Genomic DNA, 15,784 nt, shown 5'->3' with positions numbered 1-15,784 from the left:
GTGATCGAAAGGAACACACCGTGCTCATCGCACAGCGTCCCACACTCACCGAGGAAAAGATCGTCGAGAACCGCAGCCGGTTCATCGTCGAGCCGCTTGAGCCCGGCTTCGGGTACACGATCGGCAACGCGCTCCGCCGCAGCCTGCTGTCGTCGATCCCCGGCGCTGCCGTCACGAGCATCCGCATCGATGGCGTGCTGCACGAGTTCAGCACCATCCCCGGCGTGAAGGAGGATGTCACCGAGATCATCCTCAACATCAAGCAGCTCGTCGTCTCGTCGGAGCGCGACGAGCCCATCACCGCCTACCTGCGCAAGACGGGCGCCGGCGAGGTCACCGCCGCCGACATCTCCGCTCCGGCCGGCGTCGAGGTGCACAACCCCGAGCTCGTCATCGCGACGCTGAACGACACCGCGAAGTTCGAGCTGGAGCTCATCATCGAGCGCGGCCGCGGCTACGTGTCCGCGACGCAGAACCGCAACGAGTACGCCGAGGCCGGTCAGATCCCGATCGACTCGATCTACTCGCCCGTCCTCAAGGTCAGCTACCGCGTCGAGGCCACCCGTGCCGGTGAGCGCACCGACTTCGACAAGCTCGTCCTCGACGTCGAGACGAAGTCCGCGATCAGCCCGCGCGACGCCGTCGCCTCGGCCGCCAAGACCCTCACCGAGCTGTTCGGCCTCGCCCGCGAGCTGAACGTCGAGGCGGAGGGCATCGAGATCGGCCCCGCGCCGGTGGAGGCCGTGAACTCCAGCGAGCTGTCGATGCCGATCGAGGATCTCGACCTGTCGGTCCGCTCGTACAACTGCCTCAAGCGCGAGGGCATCAACACGGTGTCCGAGCTCGTGGCGCTGTCCGAGACGCAGCTGATGAACATCCGCAACTTCGGCCAGAAGTCGGTCGACGAGGTGCGCGACAAGCTCATCTCGCTCGGTCTGTCGCTCAAGGATTCGGTGCCCGGTTTCGACGGCGCCCACTTCTACAGCGGCAGCGAAGACGAGTCCTTCTGACCTTCCCGAAATTCTGACCAAGAGGTAGACGATTATGCCCAAGCCCACCAAGGGTCCCCGCCTCGGAGGCGGCCCCGCCCACGAGCGCCTGCTGCTGGCCAACCTGGCTGCCGCCCTGTTCACCCACAAGTCGATCAAGACGACCGAGACCAAGGCCAAGCGCCTCCGTCCGCTCGCCGAGCGCCTGATCACCTTCGCCAAGCGCGGCGACCTGCACGCACGCCGTCGCGTGCTGTCGGTCATCGGTGACAAGGAAGTCGTGCACGTCCTGTTCGCCGAGATCGCCCCGCTGGTCGCGGAGCGCGAGGGCGGCTACACCCGCATCACGAAGGTCGGCAACCGCAAGGGCGACAACGCTCCGATGGCCGTGATCGAGCTCGTCCTCGAGCCCGTCACGCCCAAGAAGAAGGCCGCCAAGGCCGCGCCGAAGGCCGAGAAGGTCGTCGAGGAGGCTCCCGCCGAGGAGGCTCCCGCGGAGGAGATCGTCGAGGAGGCCGCTGAGGCGCCCGTCGAGGAGGCTCCCGCTGAGGAGGCTGCCGAGGCTCCGGCCGAGGAGAAGTCCGAGTAAGCATCCGCTTCGTGAAGAGGCCCGCCGTCCCGCAAGGGGAGGCGGGCTTCTTCGTCGTACCGGCGACGGGAGACCGATCCGGTGATGGAGCACGGGCTCGGTGACGGACCCGGCGCGGAACTCGGACTCGTCACGGAGCACAGACCCGGTGACGGAGCCGTGACGGAAACGGGCTCGACGAAGGAGCCGTGACGGAAGACGGATCCGGTGACGGAACACGGACGGATGGACCGGAACTATCCGCGGATCGTCACGAGGTCCGTGGATCGTCGCCTTCCCCGGCATCCAGGGATCGTCGCCGGCGCCTGTCGCCGGCATCTGTGCACAGGCACAGCGGCCGTCCCGCTCAGCGCGTTCGGAGGTCCTTTCGGAGGATCTTCCCCGACGTGGACTTCGGGATGGCCGCGATGAACTCCACCTGACGGACCTTCTCGTGCGGCGCGACCCGCCCCGCGACATAGTCCGTCACCTCCGCCTCCGTGAGGGAGACGCCCTGCTGCGTGACGATGAACGCCTTCGGCACTTCCTGGCCGTCCTCGTCGAGGGCGCCGATGACGGCGGCGTCGGCGACCGAGGGATGCTCCAGCAGCACGGCTTCGAGCACGGCCGGTGCCACCTGATACCCCTTGTACTTGATGAGCTCCTTGAGCCGGTCGACGATGCGGAAGACGCCGTCCCGCGTCGCGGTCGCGATGTCGCCGGTGTGCAGCCAGCCGTCCTGGTCGATCATCTCGGCCGTCGCCTCCGGCCGGTTCAGGTATCCCTTCATGACCTGAGGCCCGCGGATGAGGAGTTCGCCGGGCGCGCTCGCGCCCTCGGCGGGCACGGCGACGTCCCGTCCGGTCTCGACATCCACCAGGCGCGCCTCGGTGTTCGCGAGCAGCAGGCCGACGGTGGAGCGATCCAGATCGTCGCGGTCGACCGGGATCGCGTGGGTGACCGGGCTCGTCTCCGTCATCCCGTAGCCCTGGCAGACGACGCAGTCCAGGCGTGCGGCGACGGCGGCGGCGAGCGTGCCGTCGAGCGGAGCGGCTCCGGAGAACACGACCTTCACGCTGGAGAGGTCGTACTGCTCCACGAGCGGATGCTTCGCCAGCGCCACCGCGATGGGCGGCGCGATGAACAACCAGGTGGTGCGGTGGTCGTCCACGACGCGCAGGAACTCGGCGAGATCGAACTTCGGCATCGTCACGAGGGCCGCGCGCTGGCGCAGTGCGAAGTTCAGCAGCACGGTCATGCCGTAGATGTGGAAGAACGGCAGGACGGCGAGCACGCGATCCTCGTCGGTGAGCGAGATGTTCGAGCGGCACTGGGCCACGTTCGCGACGAGGTTCCGGTGCGTGAGCATCACGCCCTTGGGGCGTCCGGTGGTCCCCGAGGAGTATGGCAGCACCGCGAGGTGCTCGGCGGGGTCGAAGCTCACCTCCGGCGCTGCGCGCCCCTCGCCCAGCATCGATCGCAGATCGGGGTGGCCCTCCGCCCCGTCCAGCACGATGACGTGGTCGTCGGGGATGCCGACCTCCGCTGCTGCGGCCTTCGCCCCCGGCAGCAGGGGCGTGACCGTGATGAGCCACGAGGCCTCCGCGTCGCGCAGCTGGATCGCGATCTCCTCGGCGGTGTAGAGCGAGTTGATCGTCGTCGCGGTCGCTCCCGCCCGGAGGATGCCGTGGAACACGGCCGCGAAGACGGGCACGTTCGGGCAGAGCAGCCCGACCCTCGTCCCGACGCCGACCCCGCGGGCCGCCAGTGCGCCGGCGAACAGCTGGATCTGCCCGATGAGCTGCCGGTAGGTGGTCTCCGAGCCGCTCGTGCCGTCGATGACGGCGACCGAATCGAGCAGCGCCGGATCGAGGTCGCCGAAGAGGAAGTCGAACACCGGGACCGTGGGGATCTCGACAGCGGGAAGAGTGCTCTGGACCATGTGATCTCCTTCGATCAGTTCGTCTCGCCCGTGCGATGCGCGGGATCGGCCGCCGTGATCCGGCGCATGCACGGCCGCTGGCGTTCAGTGTCGCACAGAACGGTACGCCGTCCCAGGGGCCTCGGCATGGAAGGGTCGCTCTCAGCATCCGCTGTCATCTGCTCGGAGGGGGCGACCATGACGACAGCACGCTGGCACTCGCGCGAGGCCGTCGGAGGCTTCGTGCTCTCCGCACCCGTCCAGAGCATCGTCGTCGCGATCATCCTGATCAACGCGGCGATCCTGGGCCTGGAGACCGTACCGGACATCGCGCACGGCTTGGCGGACGTCCTGCACGTGATCGACACGGCCTGCCTCGGGATCTTCGTCATCGAGATCCTCCTGAAGCTCTACGCGCAGCGGCTGCGCTTCTTCACGAACGCGTGGAACGTGTTCGACTTCCTCGTCGTGGCCGCCTCGCTCGTCCCCGGCGCCGACGGCCTCGCCGTCCTCCGGGCGCTGCGGGTCCTGCGCGTCCTGCGTCTCATCTCGGTGATCCCCTCGCTGCGGCGGGTCGTCGACGCCCTCGTGAAGGCGGTCCCGGGGATCGCGTCGATCGCGGCTCTGCTGGCCATCATCTTCTACGTGGGCGCCGTCATGTCGACGATGCTGTTCGGCCGGGACTTCCCCGACATGTTCGGAGACCTCGCGGCTTCGCTGTTCTCCCTCTTCCAGATCATGACCCTGGACGGCTGGTCGGAGATGGCGAGGACGGTGGCGGCGGAGCTGCCGTGGGCCTGGGCGTTCTTCGTCCCGTTCGTGCTCGTCAGCGCGCTGACCGTGCTGAACCTCTTCATCGCCATCATCGTCGATGCGATGCAGGGTCTCGACGCATCCCGGGTCGAGGAGGGGGAGGAGCCGCGGCACGAGGTGACGCTCGGTCATCACGAGGACGCCGAGGTGCTCGCCGAGCTCGCGCTGCTGAGCGAGCAGATCGCTGCGCTCGCGCAGGCGGTCGAGGTGAACGGACGGGTCGTCGCGCAGGAGTAGGGTTGTCGGGTGACTGACACCCGGATCCATCGTGGCCCGAGGGCCTACGTCACCTTCATCGTCATCGGCCTGATCGCCGGTCTCCTCTCCGGACTGTTCGGCGTGGGCGGAGGCACCGTCATCGTCCCGCTGCTCGTCCTGGTGCTGCACTTCGATCAGAGGCTCGCAGCGGGCACCTCGCTCGCGGCCATCGTGCCGACCGCCGCCGTCGGCGTGATCTCCTACGCGGCCTCCGGGTCCGTGGCATGGATTCCTGCGCTCCTCCTGGCCATCGGCGCGGTGATCGGTGCGCAGATCGGCACCCGGCTGCTGCCCAGGATCTCGCAGACGGCGCTGCGCTGGGCGTTCGTCGGCTTCCTCGTCGTCGTGATCGTGAGCCTGTTCCTCGTCATCCCCTCGCGGGATGCCGTCTTCGCGCTGACCTGGCTGTCCGGCGCGGCGCTCCTCCTGGTCGGCGTCGGCACCGGCATCCTCGCCGGGCTCATCGGCGTCGGAGGAGGCGTGATCGTCGTCCCGGTGCTCATGCTCGCCTTCGGCACGAGCGACCTGGAGGCGAAGGGGACCTCGCTGCTGATGATGATCCCCACCGCGATCTCCGGGACGATCGGCAATCTGCGCAATCGGAATGTCGATCTGCTCGGAGCCGGGCTCATCGGCCTCTCCGCATGCACCACGACGGCGTTCGGCGCCTGGCTCGCCACCCTCATCGACCCGTTCCTCGCGAACATGCTCTTCGCGGCATACCTCGTCGTGATCGCCGTCCAGATGGCGCTCAAGGCGATCAGGGGACGTCGGCGCTGAGCGCCCAGGGGCGATCGGTAGACTCGAGTGGTGCCTGTGAACACCGAACTGGTCGGCCGGGAGTTCCCGCCGACGCCCCCCTACCTCGTCGGACGGGAGAAGGTGCGCGAGTTCGCCCGTGCCGTCTTCGCCGATGCTCCGCTGCACACCGACGTGGACGCCGCGCGCGCCCTCGGCTACGCCGACGTCGTCGCTCCGCCGACCTTCGCGATGGTCGTCCAGGACCAGACGCTGCAGCAGCTGCTCAGCGAGCCGGGATCCGGCATCGAGCTGGCGCGCACGATCCATGCCGAGCAGCGGTTCGCGTACTCGCGTCCGATCGTCGCCGGTGACGAGCTCAGCGCCCGGCTGACCGTGACCGGCATCCGCGCCGTCGGCGGGAACGCGATGATCACGAGCGAGGCCGAGATCGCCGATGCGACCGGGGCCCACGTCGTGACCGCCACCAGCGTGCTGCTGGTCGGCTCCGAGGAGGGGGAGTGAGCATGTCGTTCGCCGTCGGAGACGTGGTGGCCGAGCGCACCGTCCATCTCACTCGCGAGTCGCTGGTCCGCTACGCGGGCGCCTCGGGAGATTTCAACCCGATCCACTACCGCGACGACGTCGCGGCATCGGTGGGGCTCCCCGGCGTCCTGGCGCACGGGATGCTCACGATGGGGATCGCCGCCTCGGCCGTCGTCGCGGCGCTGGGCGACGCCGCGACGATCAGCGAGTACGGCGTGCGGTTCACGCGCCCCGTCGTCGTCGATCCGGATGCCGGGGCGGATGTGTCCGTCACAGCCGTCGTCGGCGCCGTCGACGAGACGAGCGCCCGCATCGACCTCACCGTGAAGCACGGCGAGACCACCGTGCTCGGCAAGGCGCAGCTGCGCGTCGCGCTGTGACGGCCGTGACCGAGGTCTCTCCGATCCCGCTCTCCGAGCTCACGACGCTGCGCACGGGCGCGGCGCCGGAGCGGATGCTCGAAGCGCGTAACGCCGAGGACCTCGTCGCCGCTCTGCGCGAGGTCTGGGCGACGGGCGACGAGTGGTTCGTCCTGGGCGGAGGATCCAACCTGTTCGTGGGCGACGAGCCTTTCGAGGGCACGGTGATCCGGGTGCTCACGCAGGGGATCGAACGCCTGCCCTCTCCGCATACGGGGCGTGCCAGGGTGCGCGTGCAGGCCGGTCACGACTGGGACGCGCTGGTGGCGTACACGGTCGAGCACGGTCTCGCCGGCATCGAGGCGATGAGCGGAATCCCGGGCACGGTCGGAGCGGCTCCGGTGCAGAACATCGGCGCCTACGGTCAGGAGATCCAGGAGACGCTCGTCGAGGTCGATCTCATCGACGAGAGCACCGGAGCGGTGACGACGGTGCCGGCGTCCGAGCTCGGGCTGGGCTTCCGCACCTCCGTGCTCAAGCATCACTACGGCGACGTCGCCCGGCGCCGTGCCGTCATCCTGTCCGTGACGCTCGATCTCGCCGAGGTGGGGGATGCCGGGCGCGTCGTCCGCGGAGAGCAGCTGCGCCGGGCGCTGGGCCTGGAGAGCGACGATCCCGTCCCGCTGGCATGGCTGCGCGCGCAGATCCTCGCCACGCGCGCCTCGAAGGGGATGCTGCTGAACCCGGACGATCCGGACACCGCGAGCGCCGGATCGTTCTTCCAGAACGCGATCGTCCCGGAGTCCTTCGCCCTGACCCTGCCGTCGGAGTGCCCGCGGTGGCCCGTCGCGCCCGACCTGGACGCCGTCACCGTGATCCCCCTGGGGTCGTTCGACGGGCAGGTGCCCCCGATCGCCGCGACGCGCGCCGACGTCAAGGTGAGCGCGGGGTGGCTGATCGAGCACGCGGGCATCGCCAAGGGGTTCCGCCTGCCGCGGTCGCGGGCGGGGGTCTCCACCAAGCACGCCCTGGCGCTGACGAACCGCGGCGGCGCGACCGCCGGCGAGATCGCCCAGCTCGCCCGGTACATCCAGAGCCGGGTGCACGCCGAGTTCGGGCTCGTCCTGCAGCCGGAGCCGGTGCTCGTCGACGTCGAGCTCTGACCGCAGGGACCTCCCCCTCCCCACCGTCTAGGGTGGGGGCATGAGCGGACTCGTCCCCTATCTCGCCCTCCCCGGGAACGCCGCGGAGGCCCTGTCGTTCTACCAAGGCGTCTTCGGGGGCGAGCTCTCGCTGTTCACGTATGCGCAGTTCAATCGGGTCGACGGCCCCGACGATGCCGTCGCGCACGGTCAGCTCACCGGTCCGGTCCGGCTGTTCGCCTCTGATGCCGGTCCGGATGAGGACGCCGCGCACATGGTCGGCGTGAGCTTCTCCCTGCTGGGCGCCGCGGATGCCGGCACTCTCACGCGCTGGTTCGACGCGCTCGCCGACGACGGGAACGTCATCGATCCCCTGCAGAAGCGTCCCTGGGGAGATTACGACGGCCAGGTCGTCGACCGTTACGGCATCCGCTGGCTGATCGGGTTCCAGGACTGAGCCCGCTGCGGGGATCAGGGGGACGCAGCGAGGCCGGGAGTCTTCGCGCGGAATCCTCCTGACCCCGGCGCGGCGGCGGGGGACGCCGTCAGGAGAACAGCCGCTGCAGGCGCTGGACGCCTTCGAGCAGCTGGTCGTCGCCGAGCGCATAGGAGAGGCGCAGGTAGCCGGACGGGCCGAAGGCCTCACCCGGGACGACGGCGACCTCGGCCTGCTCGAGGATGAGATCGGCGAGCTCGAGCGTCGTCGTCGGCGTCACGCCGCCCCAGGCGCGGTTCAGCAGTCCCTGCACATCGGGGTACACGTAGAAGGCGCCCAGCGGGTTCGGCACGGTCACGCCGTCGATCTTCGACAGCTCGGCGACGATGAGGCGGCGGCGGCGGTCGAAGGCCTCGCGGAACTGCTCTGCCTCGGTCTGCGGTCCGTTGAGGGCGGCGATCGCGGCTTTCTGCGCGATGTTGTTCACATTGCTCGAGAGGTGCGACTGCAGGTTGCCCGCGATCTTGATGGCATCGGAGGGACCGACCATCCAGCCCACGCGCCAGCCGGTCATCGCGTAGGTCTTGGCGACGCCGTTGACGAGGATCGTCTGGTTCGCGGCATCCGGCACCGCCTCGACGATCGAGACCGCCTTGGCGCCCTCGTAGGTGAGGTTCTGATAGATCTCGTCGGAGATGATCCAGATCCCGTGCTCGACGGCCCACTCGCCGATCGCCGCCGTCTCCTCCGGCGTGTACACGGCGCCGGTCGGGTTCGAGGGGGAGACGAACACGATCGCCGTGGTGCGCTCGGTGCGGGCCGCCTCGAGCTGCTCGACCGTGACCTTGTAGTCCTGCTCGGCGCCGGCGAAGACCTCGACGGGGACACCGTCTGCGAGACGGATCGCCTCCGGGTAGGTGGTCCAGTACGGCGCGGGCAGGAGCACCTCGTCGCCGGGGTTCACGACCGCCTGGAACGCCTGGTAGACGGCCTGCTTGCCGCCGTTGGTGATGATCACCTGGCTGGGGGAGACCTCGATGCCGGAATCCCTGAGCGTCTTCGCGGCGACGGCCTCGCGCAGCGCGGGGAGGCCGCCGGCCGGCGTGTAGCGGTAGCTGGCGGGGTCGGCGAGGGCCTCGGCCGCGGCATCCACGATGAACTGCGGCGTCGCGAAGTCCGGCTCGCCGGCGGCGTAGGAGATGACCGGCTTCCCGTCCGCCTTCAGCGCCTTGGCCTTGGCGTCGACCTTGAGGGTCGCCGACTCGGCGATGGCGGACAGCTTGCGGGAGAGGGGAGCGCGTTCGGTCACGTCACAAATGCTACTCGGCGGGGCCGAGGATCGCGCGGTCTCGGGATGTCACGTCATGCCCGCGGATGGTCGGCCGCCGCCTTGTGACGTGACGTGACCGTCTCGAAGCCGAGGTCTCGTGGCGCCCGTAGGGTCGGATCATGACCGAGACGCCGACCGCGCTGGCGCTCCCGTCGCGCTATGGAGGCGCAGCGCCCGAAGGGGCGCTGCCCTCGAACGCGACGATCGAGCTGCTCTACCGACATCGATCCGTGCGGCGCTATACGCCCGATCCCGTCGACGACGCCACCGTGACCGCGATCATCGCTGCAGCGCAGTCCGCCGCGACGAGCTCCAACCTGCAGTCCTGGTCCGTCGTCGAGCTGCGCGAGCCGGTGCGCAAGGCGGCGGCGTCCGTGCTCGCCGGAGACCAGGCCTTCATCCGGGATGCGCCGGTCTTCCTGGTGTTCGTGGCGGATTGGGGCCGCAACGCCCTCATCGCCCGGCGCCGGGGCGCGCCCGCGGACGGCATCGGATTCGTCGAGACGACGCTCGTCGGATTCGTCGACGCCGCCCTGGCCGCGCAGAACGCGGTCGTCGCCGCGGAGTCGCTCGGTCTCGGAGCGGTCTTCGTCGGTTCGGTGCGCAACAACCCCGAGCAGCTCTCCGAACTGCTCGGACTCCCGGACGGTGCGTTCCCCGTGGTCGGGGTCGCGCTGGGTCACCCCGACCCCGCGGATGCTGCGGGCGTCAAGCCGCGGCTCTCACAGGATGTCGTGCGCCATCGCGAGATCTACCACGAGCCGGATGCGGCGCGGATCGAGGACTACGAGGAACGTCTCACGGCGTACTACCGCTCGCAGGGCGCTGCTCGCGGTTGGGTGGATGCGGTCCTGCGGCGCGTCGAAGGCGCCGCATCGTTGCACGGGCGGCACACGTTGCGCGCGGCGCTGGAGCGGCGGGGGCTCCCGTCGCGGTGAGCGCGCCGCTCGTCTGAGGGGCCCGGACGCGGGTCACGCTCCGTACGATGCCGGCAGTGCGCAGTAGTCCGCGAAGCGCGACGCAGGGTGTGCGGGGTCGCTGAGATCGACGAGCGCGGATGCCGCGGAGTGCGGCGGCTCGTCCCCGGCCAGCTGCCAGACGGTGAAGTGCCACATGCCGCGGACCGTGGGGGAGAGCAGGGCGGCTGGGCCGGAGACGACGAGAACCCGGTCTGCGGAGCGGCCGGCGCGGAAGGGGCCGACGAGTTCCTCGCGCAGCGCCGTCTCATCGACGGCATCCGCATGCTCGCGCTCGGCGGCGATGCCGGCGCGGTCGAGCGCGGCGGCGATGCCGTCCGCCGCGATCCTGGAGCGTTCGGCATCCGCTCCCGCCACGGCGAGGACGCGCACGCCCCTCGGATAGTGCTGCAGGAACTGTGCGGCGATGCCATCCCAGAAGTCGGCCATGGCTCCAGCGTATGCCCGTGCTCAGCCGCCGAGACCGCCGGAGAGCATGCCGATCAGCAGCGAGAGCCCGACCAGCGCTGCAGGGAAGAGGAAGCAGGCGCCGACGAGGGAGAGCGCGATCAGGCTCATCACCAGAGGGAGCCGGGCAGGCATCCGGTCCACCGGCTCGTGGCGGGGCATGCTCGTCACGAGCAGCAGCGCGGCGAAGGCGGTGAAGGGGAGCATCCCGAGCGCGTCGACGGCGGTCTTCTGCCAGCCGGGGAGTCCGTGCGAGCCCTCGCTGAGGAAGATCCCGTTCCGCGCGGCCAACGCCGTCAGGATCACGGCCGCCATGAATGCAGAGCATCCGCTCAGGACGACGGACACGATCCGGCGCGCGCGGATCGACGACGGCGATGGCGCGGGGGGAATCGACATGCGGCGACCCTAGCCGGACCGGCGCGCACGCCTTCGGAGTTGTCCACAGGCAGGGCCCTGCCGAGCGGATCGCAGAGCCCTGCCTGTGCGCTGCTCAGGGCGCCTCGACGAGGAACCTCGCATAGGCGGGCACCGTGAGGAACGCGGGGAACTCGGCGCCCAGCGACACCTCGCGGAAGACCTCGGCCGCGTCGTCGAAGCGGTCGTCCGGCGTGCGCGGCGCCTCCGCGAGCACCGCGGCGATGAGTCCCTCGATGTAGTCGGCCGTGATCGGGGCGCCGTCCTCGGTGCTGCGGTCCTGGTGGATCCACTGCCACACCTGCGAACGGCTGATCTCCGCCGTGGCGGCGTCCTCCATGAGGTCGTCGATGGCGACCGCTCCGATCCCGCGCAGCCATGCCTCGATGTAGCGGATCGCCACGGAGACGTTGTCGCGGACGCCTCGCGCCGTGATCGGGCGCCCGATGCGCAGGTCGAGCAGATCGGAGGCGTGCACCCGGACGTCGTCCCGCTGCCGGTCGAGCTGGTTCGGACGCTCGCCGAGCACCGCGTCGAACTCCGCCTGTGCCGTCGGGATGAGGTCGGGATGCGCGACCCAGGTGCCGTCGAAGCCGTCGCCGGCCTCGCGCCTCTTGTCGGCGGAGACCTTGTCGACCGCCCTGGCCGTGACCTCGGGGTCGCGGCGGTTCGGGATGAACGCGCTCATCCCGCCGATGGCGAACGCACCCCGTCGGTGGCACGTCTGCACGAGCAGGTCGGTGTACGCCCGCATGAACGGAACGGTCATCGTCACCTCGCTGCGGTCCGGCAGCACGAACCGGGCGCCACGGCCGCGGTAGTTCTTGATGATCGAGAAGATGTAGTCCCAGCGGCCGGCGTTGAGCCCGGCGCAGTGGTCGCGCAGCTCGAAGAGGATCTCCTCCATCTCGAAGGCCGCGGGCAGCGTCTCGATGAGGACCGTCGCGCGGATCGTGCCGTGCGGGATGCCGAGATACTCCTCGCTGAAGCGGAACACGTCGTCCCACAGCTTCGCCTCCTCGCTCGACTCGAGCTTGGCGATGTAGAAGTAGGGCCCGCGACCCGATTCGATCAATGTCTTCGCGTTGTGCAGGAAGTACAGCCCGAAGTCGACGAGGGATCCGGATGCGGCCATGGCGCGACCCGCGCGGTCGATGAAGGTCAGGTGCTTCTCGACGAGGTGCCATCCGCGCGGGCGCATCACGATCGTGGGCGTGCGCTCGGCGGTGACGCGATACTCCTTGCCCTCCGGCGAGGTGAAGGAGAGTCGGCCGCGGATGGCGTCGCGCAGCGAGAGCTGACCGCCGATGACGTTCGCCCAGGTGGGGCTGGTCGCATCCTCCTGATCGGCGAGCCAGACCCGCGCCCCGGAGTTGAGCGCGTTGATCGTCATCTTCGGGTCGGTCGGGCCGGTGATCTCGACGCGCCGATCCTCGAGTCCTGGCCCCGCGCCGGCGACGCGCCAGTCGGCATCCTCGCGGATGTGCGCAGTGTCGTCGCGGAAGCGCGGGTCGTGTCCGTTGCCGATCTCGAAGCGGCGGCGCATGCGGTCCGCGAGCCGGTCGTGGCGGCGGGCGGCGAAGCGATGGTGCAGCTCGGTGAGGAAGGCGAGGGCGTCCGGTGTGAGGATCTGGTCGTAGCGGTCGCGCAGGGGGCCGGAGATCTCGATTGCCGGCCCCTGCTGGGTGGGGGTGAGCGTGGTCATGATGGCGTCCTTTTCTGTGGGTCCCCATCCGTTCGTTGAGCGAGGAGCGGAGCGACGAGTCGAAACGCGGTCCGCGGGGAACGGCGTTTCGACTCCGTTGGCTGCGCCGTCGTCGCTCGACGAACGAGCAGGGCGAGCGGATCAGTGGAACTGCGCGGTCTCGGTGGAGCCGGCGAGGGCGAGCGTGGCGCTGTCGGGGTTGAGCGCGGTCGAGATGACGTCGAAGTAGCCGGTGCCCGCCTCGCGCTGATGCTTGGTGGCGGTGTAACCGACGGACTCGGCGGCGAACTCGGCCTCCTGCAGCTCGACGTACGCGCTCATGGCGCGCTCGGCGTAGCCGCGGGCGAGGTCGAACATGGAGTGGTTCAGGGCGTGGAAGCCGGCCAGCGTGATGAACTGGAACTTGTAGCCCAGCTCCGCCAGCTCCTGCTGGAACGTCGCGATCTCGGCGTCCGACAGATGACGGCGCCAGTTGAAGCTCGGCGAGCAGTTGTAGGCGAGCAGCTTGCCGGGGAACTGCGCGTGGATGGCCGTGGCGAACTCGCGGGCGAGCTCGATGTCCGGCTCCCCGGTCTCGACCCACAGCAGGTCGGCGTAGGGGGCGAACGCGAGACCGCGGCTGATGACGGACTCGATGCCCGCGCGGATGCGGTAGAAGCCCTCGCTCGTGCGCTCGCCGGTGGTGAAGCGCTGGTCGCGCTCGTCGACGTCGCTGGTGAGGAGGTCGGCGGCGAGGGCATCCGTGCGGGCGATGATGACCGTCGGGACATCGGCGACGTCGGCCGCGAGACGCGCCGCGTTCAGCGTGCGGATGTGCTGCTGCGTGGGCACGAGCACCTTGCCGCCGAGGTGGCCGCACTTCTTCTCGCTGGCCAGCTGGTCCTCCCAGTGGATGCCTGCGGCTCCCGCCTGGATGAGGGACTGCGCGAGCTCATAGGCGTTCAGCGGTCCGCCGAAGCCGGCCTCGGCGTCGGCGACGATCGGCGCCAGCCAGTCCTGCGTGATCTCCCCCTCGGCGTGCTCGAGCTGATCCTGGCGGATCAGGGCGTTGTTGATGCGCCGGACGACGGACGGCACGGAGTTCGCCGGGTACAGCGACTGGTCGGGATAGGTCTGACCGGCGAGGTTCCCGTCGGCGGCGACCTGCCAGCCGGAGAGGTAGATCGCTTTGAGACCGGCGCGCACCTGCTGGACGGCCTGTCCTCCGGTGTAGGCGCCCAGCGCACGGACGTAGTCCTCGGTGTGCAGGAGGTTCCACAGGTTCTCCGCGCCGCGGCGGGCGAGCGTGGACTCCTCGCGGACCGAGCCGCGGATGCGGATGACGTCCTCGGCCGAGTAGGTGCGCTCGACGCCGTCCCAGCGCGGGTCGGCGTTCCAGGCCTCCTGCAGCTCGGCGGCGGTCTGGAGCTGGTCTCCCGCGCGGAGTCCGGCGGGGCGGTGAGCGGTGTTCGTCATGGCGTCTCCTTCGATGCGGGGTGGCTTGTCGTCCACTCTGCGTGAAGATCGTGGGTTCCGCTGACCGATTCCGCGGTGAAGATTGAGAATAATTCTGTTTCTGTGACAGAATCGGTCGCACCTCTTCCGGCCGAGCGGGTGGAGCGGACCGGGACGGATGAGTCATGGAGGATCATCGATGACCGAAGACGCCGACGCCCTCACGATCGGACGCCGCATCCGGCGGCTGCGCACCGCGCGCGGCATGACGCTCGAAGCGCTCGCCGCGGCCGTGGATCGTGCGCCGAGCCAGCTCTCCATGATCGAGACCGGCAAGCGCGAGCCCAAGCTCACCCAGCTGCAGGCGATCGCCCGCGCCCTCGGCACCACGATCGACGCGCTGCTGGAGGGTGAGCCCCTCGATGAGCGCAGCGCCGTCGAGATCGCGCTCGAGCGCGCGATGAAGGGACAGACGTTCCAGGCGCTCGGCATCGAGCCGTTCCGGATCGCCAAGAGCGTTCCGACCGATGCGCTCAAGGCGATGCTCGCGCTGCACGGAGAGATCGACCGGCTGAAGGACGAGCGCGCGGCCACCCCCGAGGAGGCCAGGCGCGCGAACGTCGAACTGCGCCACCTCATGCGCAGCCAGGACAACCACTTCGGCGACCTCGAGGAGAAGGCGTCCGAGATCCTGGACGCCGTCGGGCACCCGGGCGGCCCGCTCACCCAGCGCACGGCATCCGAGATCGCCGCGTATCTCGGCTTCACCCTGCACTACGCCCCCGACCTGCCCCAGACCACGCGCAGCGTCGCGGACCTCGCGAACGGCCGGCTGTACCTGTCCGGCAGCGTGCCCGCCAAGGGCGATGCGCGCACCGCCGTGCTGCAGGCGCTGTCCAGCCGCATCCTCGGCCACGGCGAGCCGCACAGCTATGCGGAGTTCCTGAGGCAGCGCGTCGAGACGAACTACCTGACCGGCGCCCTGCTGATCCCGCAGGCGCATGTGGTGCCGTTCCTGGCGGACGCGAAGCAGCGCAGGGCGATCTCGATCGAGGACCTTCGCGATGCCTATTCGGTGTCGTACGAGACGGCGGCGCATCGCTTCACCAATCTCGCGACCCGGCATCTCGACATCCCCGTGCACTTCCTGAAGGTGCACGAATCCGGCACGATCACCAAGGCCTATGAGAACGACGACGTCAACTTCCCCACCGATCGGCTGGGGTCCATCGAGGGGCAGATGTGCTGCCGGCGGTGGACGAGCCGGGCGGTCTTCGACGAGGACGACCGGTTCAACCCGTACTACCAGTACACCGACACCGGCAACGGCACCTACTGGTGCACGGCGCGCGTCGAGGCATCCAGCGAAGGGCTTCACTCGGTGAGCGTCGGCGTGCGCTTCGACGACACGAAGTGGTTCGTGGGGCGGGACACCGTCAACCGCGGAGTGTCGAAGCATTCCGTGGAGGTGTGCTGCCGGCGTGCGCCGGTGGAGCTGGAGGCGCGCTGGCGGGAGAACTCCTGGCCGAACGTGAAGACGCCGCGGACCCTCCTCGCGACGCTGCCGACCGGATCGTTCCCCGGCGTGGACACGACGGACGTGTACGAATTCCTCGAGGCGCACGCCCCGCGCTGAGACTTCCGCGCGCGGTGCGAGACCGAATCCCTCGGGATCGGCGCCTCGTGGAGGAGGCTCGATCTCGC

16 protein-coding genes are annotated in these 15,784 nt (G+C 69.6%); 10 read left to right on the top strand and 6 right to left on the bottom strand.

Going from position 1 to position 15,784, the window contains the following annotated elements:
• The first annotated feature begins 20 nt into the window (after positions 1 to 20).
• Both ACYVGQ_RS00165 and rplQ read left to right on the top strand, forming a co-directional pair.
• Positions 21 to 1,010, top strand: coding sequence for a DNA-directed RNA polymerase subunit alpha (locus ACYVGQ_RS00165; protein WP_460782463.1), 990 nt, complete (start codon positions 21 to 23; stop codon positions 1,008 to 1,010).
• 34 nt (positions 1,011 to 1,044) lie between these two features.
• A complete protein-coding gene (rplQ, locus tag ACYVGQ_RS00160) occupies positions 1,045 to 1,578 on the top strand; it encodes a 50S ribosomal protein L17 (protein ID WP_460782462.1) in 534 nt (177 codons plus the stop codon).
• A 346-nt stretch (positions 1,579 to 1,924) separates the two neighbouring features.
• Here rplQ and ACYVGQ_RS00155 read toward each other — a convergent pair whose 3' ends face one another.
• Positions 1,925 to 3,499, bottom strand: coding sequence for an AMP-binding protein (locus ACYVGQ_RS00155; RefSeq protein ID WP_460782461.1), 1,575 nt, complete (start codon positions 3,497 to 3,499; stop codon positions 1,925 to 1,927).
• A 177-nt stretch (positions 3,500 to 3,676) separates the two neighbouring features.
• Between ACYVGQ_RS00155 and ACYVGQ_RS00150 the strand changes: the two genes are divergently transcribed.
• From ACYVGQ_RS00150 to ACYVGQ_RS00125, 6 genes are read left to right on the top strand one after another with little or no spacing between them, the layout of a single operon-like run.
• Complete coding sequence (locus ACYVGQ_RS00150) at positions 3,677 to 4,528, top strand: ion transporter (RefSeq protein ID WP_460782460.1); 852 nt, start codon at positions 3,677 to 3,679, stop codon at positions 4,526 to 4,528.
• 9 nt (positions 4,529 to 4,537) lie between these two features.
• Positions 4,538 to 5,329, top strand: a complete 792-nt coding sequence (locus ACYVGQ_RS00145; protein ID WP_460782459.1) for a sulfite exporter TauE/SafE family protein — start codon at positions 4,538 to 4,540, stop codon at positions 5,327 to 5,329.
• Positions 5,330 to 5,359: 30 nt separating this feature from the next.
• On the top strand, positions 5,360 to 5,812 hold the full coding sequence (locus ACYVGQ_RS00140; RefSeq protein ID WP_460782458.1) for an FAS1-like dehydratase domain-containing protein: 453 nt from the start codon (positions 5,360 to 5,362) through the stop codon (positions 5,810 to 5,812).
• Positions 5,813 to 5,814: 2 nt separating this feature from the next.
• Positions 5,815 to 6,213: a MaoC/PaaZ C-terminal domain-containing protein gene (locus ACYVGQ_RS00135; RefSeq protein ID WP_460783902.1), complete on the top strand. Its 399-nt coding sequence runs from the start codon at positions 5,815 to 5,817 to the stop codon at positions 6,211 to 6,213.
• A 5-nt stretch (positions 6,214 to 6,218) separates the two neighbouring features.
• Positions 6,219 to 7,355 (top strand): UDP-N-acetylmuramate dehydrogenase, encoded by a 1,137-nt coding sequence (locus tag ACYVGQ_RS00130; protein WP_460783901.1) that lies wholly within the window; start codon positions 6,219 to 6,221, stop codon positions 7,353 to 7,355.
• A gap of 40 nt (positions 7,356 to 7,395) precedes the next feature.
• Positions 7,396 to 7,791: a VOC family protein gene (locus tag ACYVGQ_RS00125; RefSeq protein WP_460782457.1), complete on the top strand. Its 396-nt coding sequence runs from the start codon at positions 7,396 to 7,398 to the stop codon at positions 7,789 to 7,791.
• 88 nt (positions 7,792 to 7,879) lie between these two features.
• Here the strand turns inward: ACYVGQ_RS00125 and ACYVGQ_RS00120 are convergent, their stop codons facing one another.
• Positions 7,880 to 9,079 carry a pyridoxal phosphate-dependent aminotransferase gene (locus ACYVGQ_RS00120; RefSeq protein WP_460782456.1) on the bottom strand — a complete coding sequence of 400 codons (1,200 nt, stop codon included), beginning with the start codon at positions 9,077 to 9,079 and terminating at the stop codon, positions 7,880 to 7,882.
• A gap of 140 nt (positions 9,080 to 9,219) precedes the next feature.
• On the opposite strand from ACYVGQ_RS00120, the gene ACYVGQ_RS00115 reads away from it, so the two are divergent.
• Positions 9,220 to 10,038 (top strand): NADPH-dependent oxidoreductase, encoded by an 819-nt coding sequence (locus ACYVGQ_RS00115; protein WP_460782455.1) that lies wholly within the window; start codon positions 9,220 to 9,222, stop codon positions 10,036 to 10,038.
• Between the two features lie 33 nt (positions 10,039 to 10,071).
• Here the strand turns inward: ACYVGQ_RS00115 and ACYVGQ_RS00110 are convergent, their stop codons facing one another.
• From ACYVGQ_RS00110 to aceA, 4 genes are all read right to left on the bottom strand, one after another.
• Positions 10,072 to 10,506, bottom strand: a complete 435-nt coding sequence (locus tag ACYVGQ_RS00110) for a hypothetical protein (RefSeq protein ID WP_460782454.1) — start codon at positions 10,504 to 10,506, stop codon at positions 10,072 to 10,074.
• 21 nt (positions 10,507 to 10,527) lie between these two features.
• Positions 10,528 to 10,923 (bottom strand): hypothetical protein, encoded by a 396-nt coding sequence (locus ACYVGQ_RS00105; protein WP_460782453.1) that lies wholly within the window; start codon positions 10,921 to 10,923, stop codon positions 10,528 to 10,530.
• A gap of 94 nt (positions 10,924 to 11,017) precedes the next feature.
• On the bottom strand, positions 11,018 to 12,646 hold the full coding sequence (gene aceB, locus ACYVGQ_RS00100; protein WP_460782452.1) for a malate synthase A: 1,629 nt from the start codon (positions 12,644 to 12,646) through the stop codon (positions 11,018 to 11,020).
• Positions 12,647 to 12,787: 141 nt separating this feature from the next.
• The gene (gene aceA, locus ACYVGQ_RS00095; protein WP_460782451.1) at positions 12,788 to 14,101 is read right to left on the bottom strand and encodes an isocitrate lyase; all 1,314 of its coding nucleotides are present in this window, start codon (positions 14,099 to 14,101) and stop codon (positions 12,788 to 12,790) included.
• A 178-nt stretch (positions 14,102 to 14,279) separates the two neighbouring features.
• Between aceA and ACYVGQ_RS00090 the strand changes: the two genes are divergently transcribed.
• Positions 14,280 to 15,716, top strand: coding sequence for a helix-turn-helix domain-containing protein (locus ACYVGQ_RS00090; protein WP_460782450.1), 1,437 nt, complete (start codon positions 14,280 to 14,282; stop codon positions 15,714 to 15,716).
• Positions 15,717 to 15,784 lie beyond the last annotated feature (68 nt).

It is taken from the genome of Microbacterium tumbae (genome assembly GCF_054780175.1).
The sequence above is the reverse complement of the archived record's forward strand: the minus strand, read 5'-3'. Positions and strand labels throughout refer to the sequence as shown.

Excerpts from the sequence above, each read along its gene's own strand:
- rplQ (WP_460782462.1), top strand. The coding sequence starts at position 1,045 with ATGCCCAAGCCCACCAAGGGTCCCCGCCTCGGAGGCGGCCCCGCCCAC.
- ACYVGQ_RS00155 (WP_460782461.1), bottom strand. The coding sequence starts at position 3,499 with ATGGTCCAGAGCACTCTTCCCGCTGTCGAGATCCCCACGGTCCCGGTG.
- ACYVGQ_RS00150 (WP_460782460.1), top strand. The coding sequence starts at position 3,677 with ATGACGACAGCACGCTGGCACTCGCGCGAGGCCGTCGGAGGCTTCGTG.
- ACYVGQ_RS00135 (WP_460783902.1), top strand. The coding sequence starts at position 5,815 with ATGTCGTTCGCCGTCGGAGACGTGGTGGCCGAGCGCACCGTCCATCTC.
- ACYVGQ_RS00125 (WP_460782457.1), top strand. The coding sequence starts at position 7,396 with ATGAGCGGACTCGTCCCCTATCTCGCCCTCCCCGGGAACGCCGCGGAG.
- ACYVGQ_RS00115 (WP_460782455.1), top strand. The coding sequence starts at position 9,220 with ATGACCGAGACGCCGACCGCGCTGGCGCTCCCGTCGCGCTATGGAGGC.
- ACYVGQ_RS00110 (WP_460782454.1), bottom strand. The coding sequence starts at position 10,506 with ATGGCCGACTTCTGGGATGGCATCGCCGCACAGTTCCTGCAGCACTAT.
- ACYVGQ_RS00105 (WP_460782453.1), bottom strand. The coding sequence starts at position 10,923 with ATGTCGATTCCCCCCGCGCCATCGCCGTCGTCGATCCGCGCGCGCCGG.
- aceB (WP_460782452.1), bottom strand. The coding sequence starts at position 12,646 with ATGACCACGCTCACCCCCACCCAGCAGGGGCCGGCAATCGAGATCTCC.
- aceA (WP_460782451.1), bottom strand. The coding sequence starts at position 14,101 with ATGACGAACACCGCTCACCGCCCCGCCGGACTCCGCGCGGGAGACCAG.
- ACYVGQ_RS00090 (WP_460782450.1), top strand. The coding sequence starts at position 14,280 with ATGACCGAAGACGCCGACGCCCTCACGATCGGACGCCGCATCCGGCGG.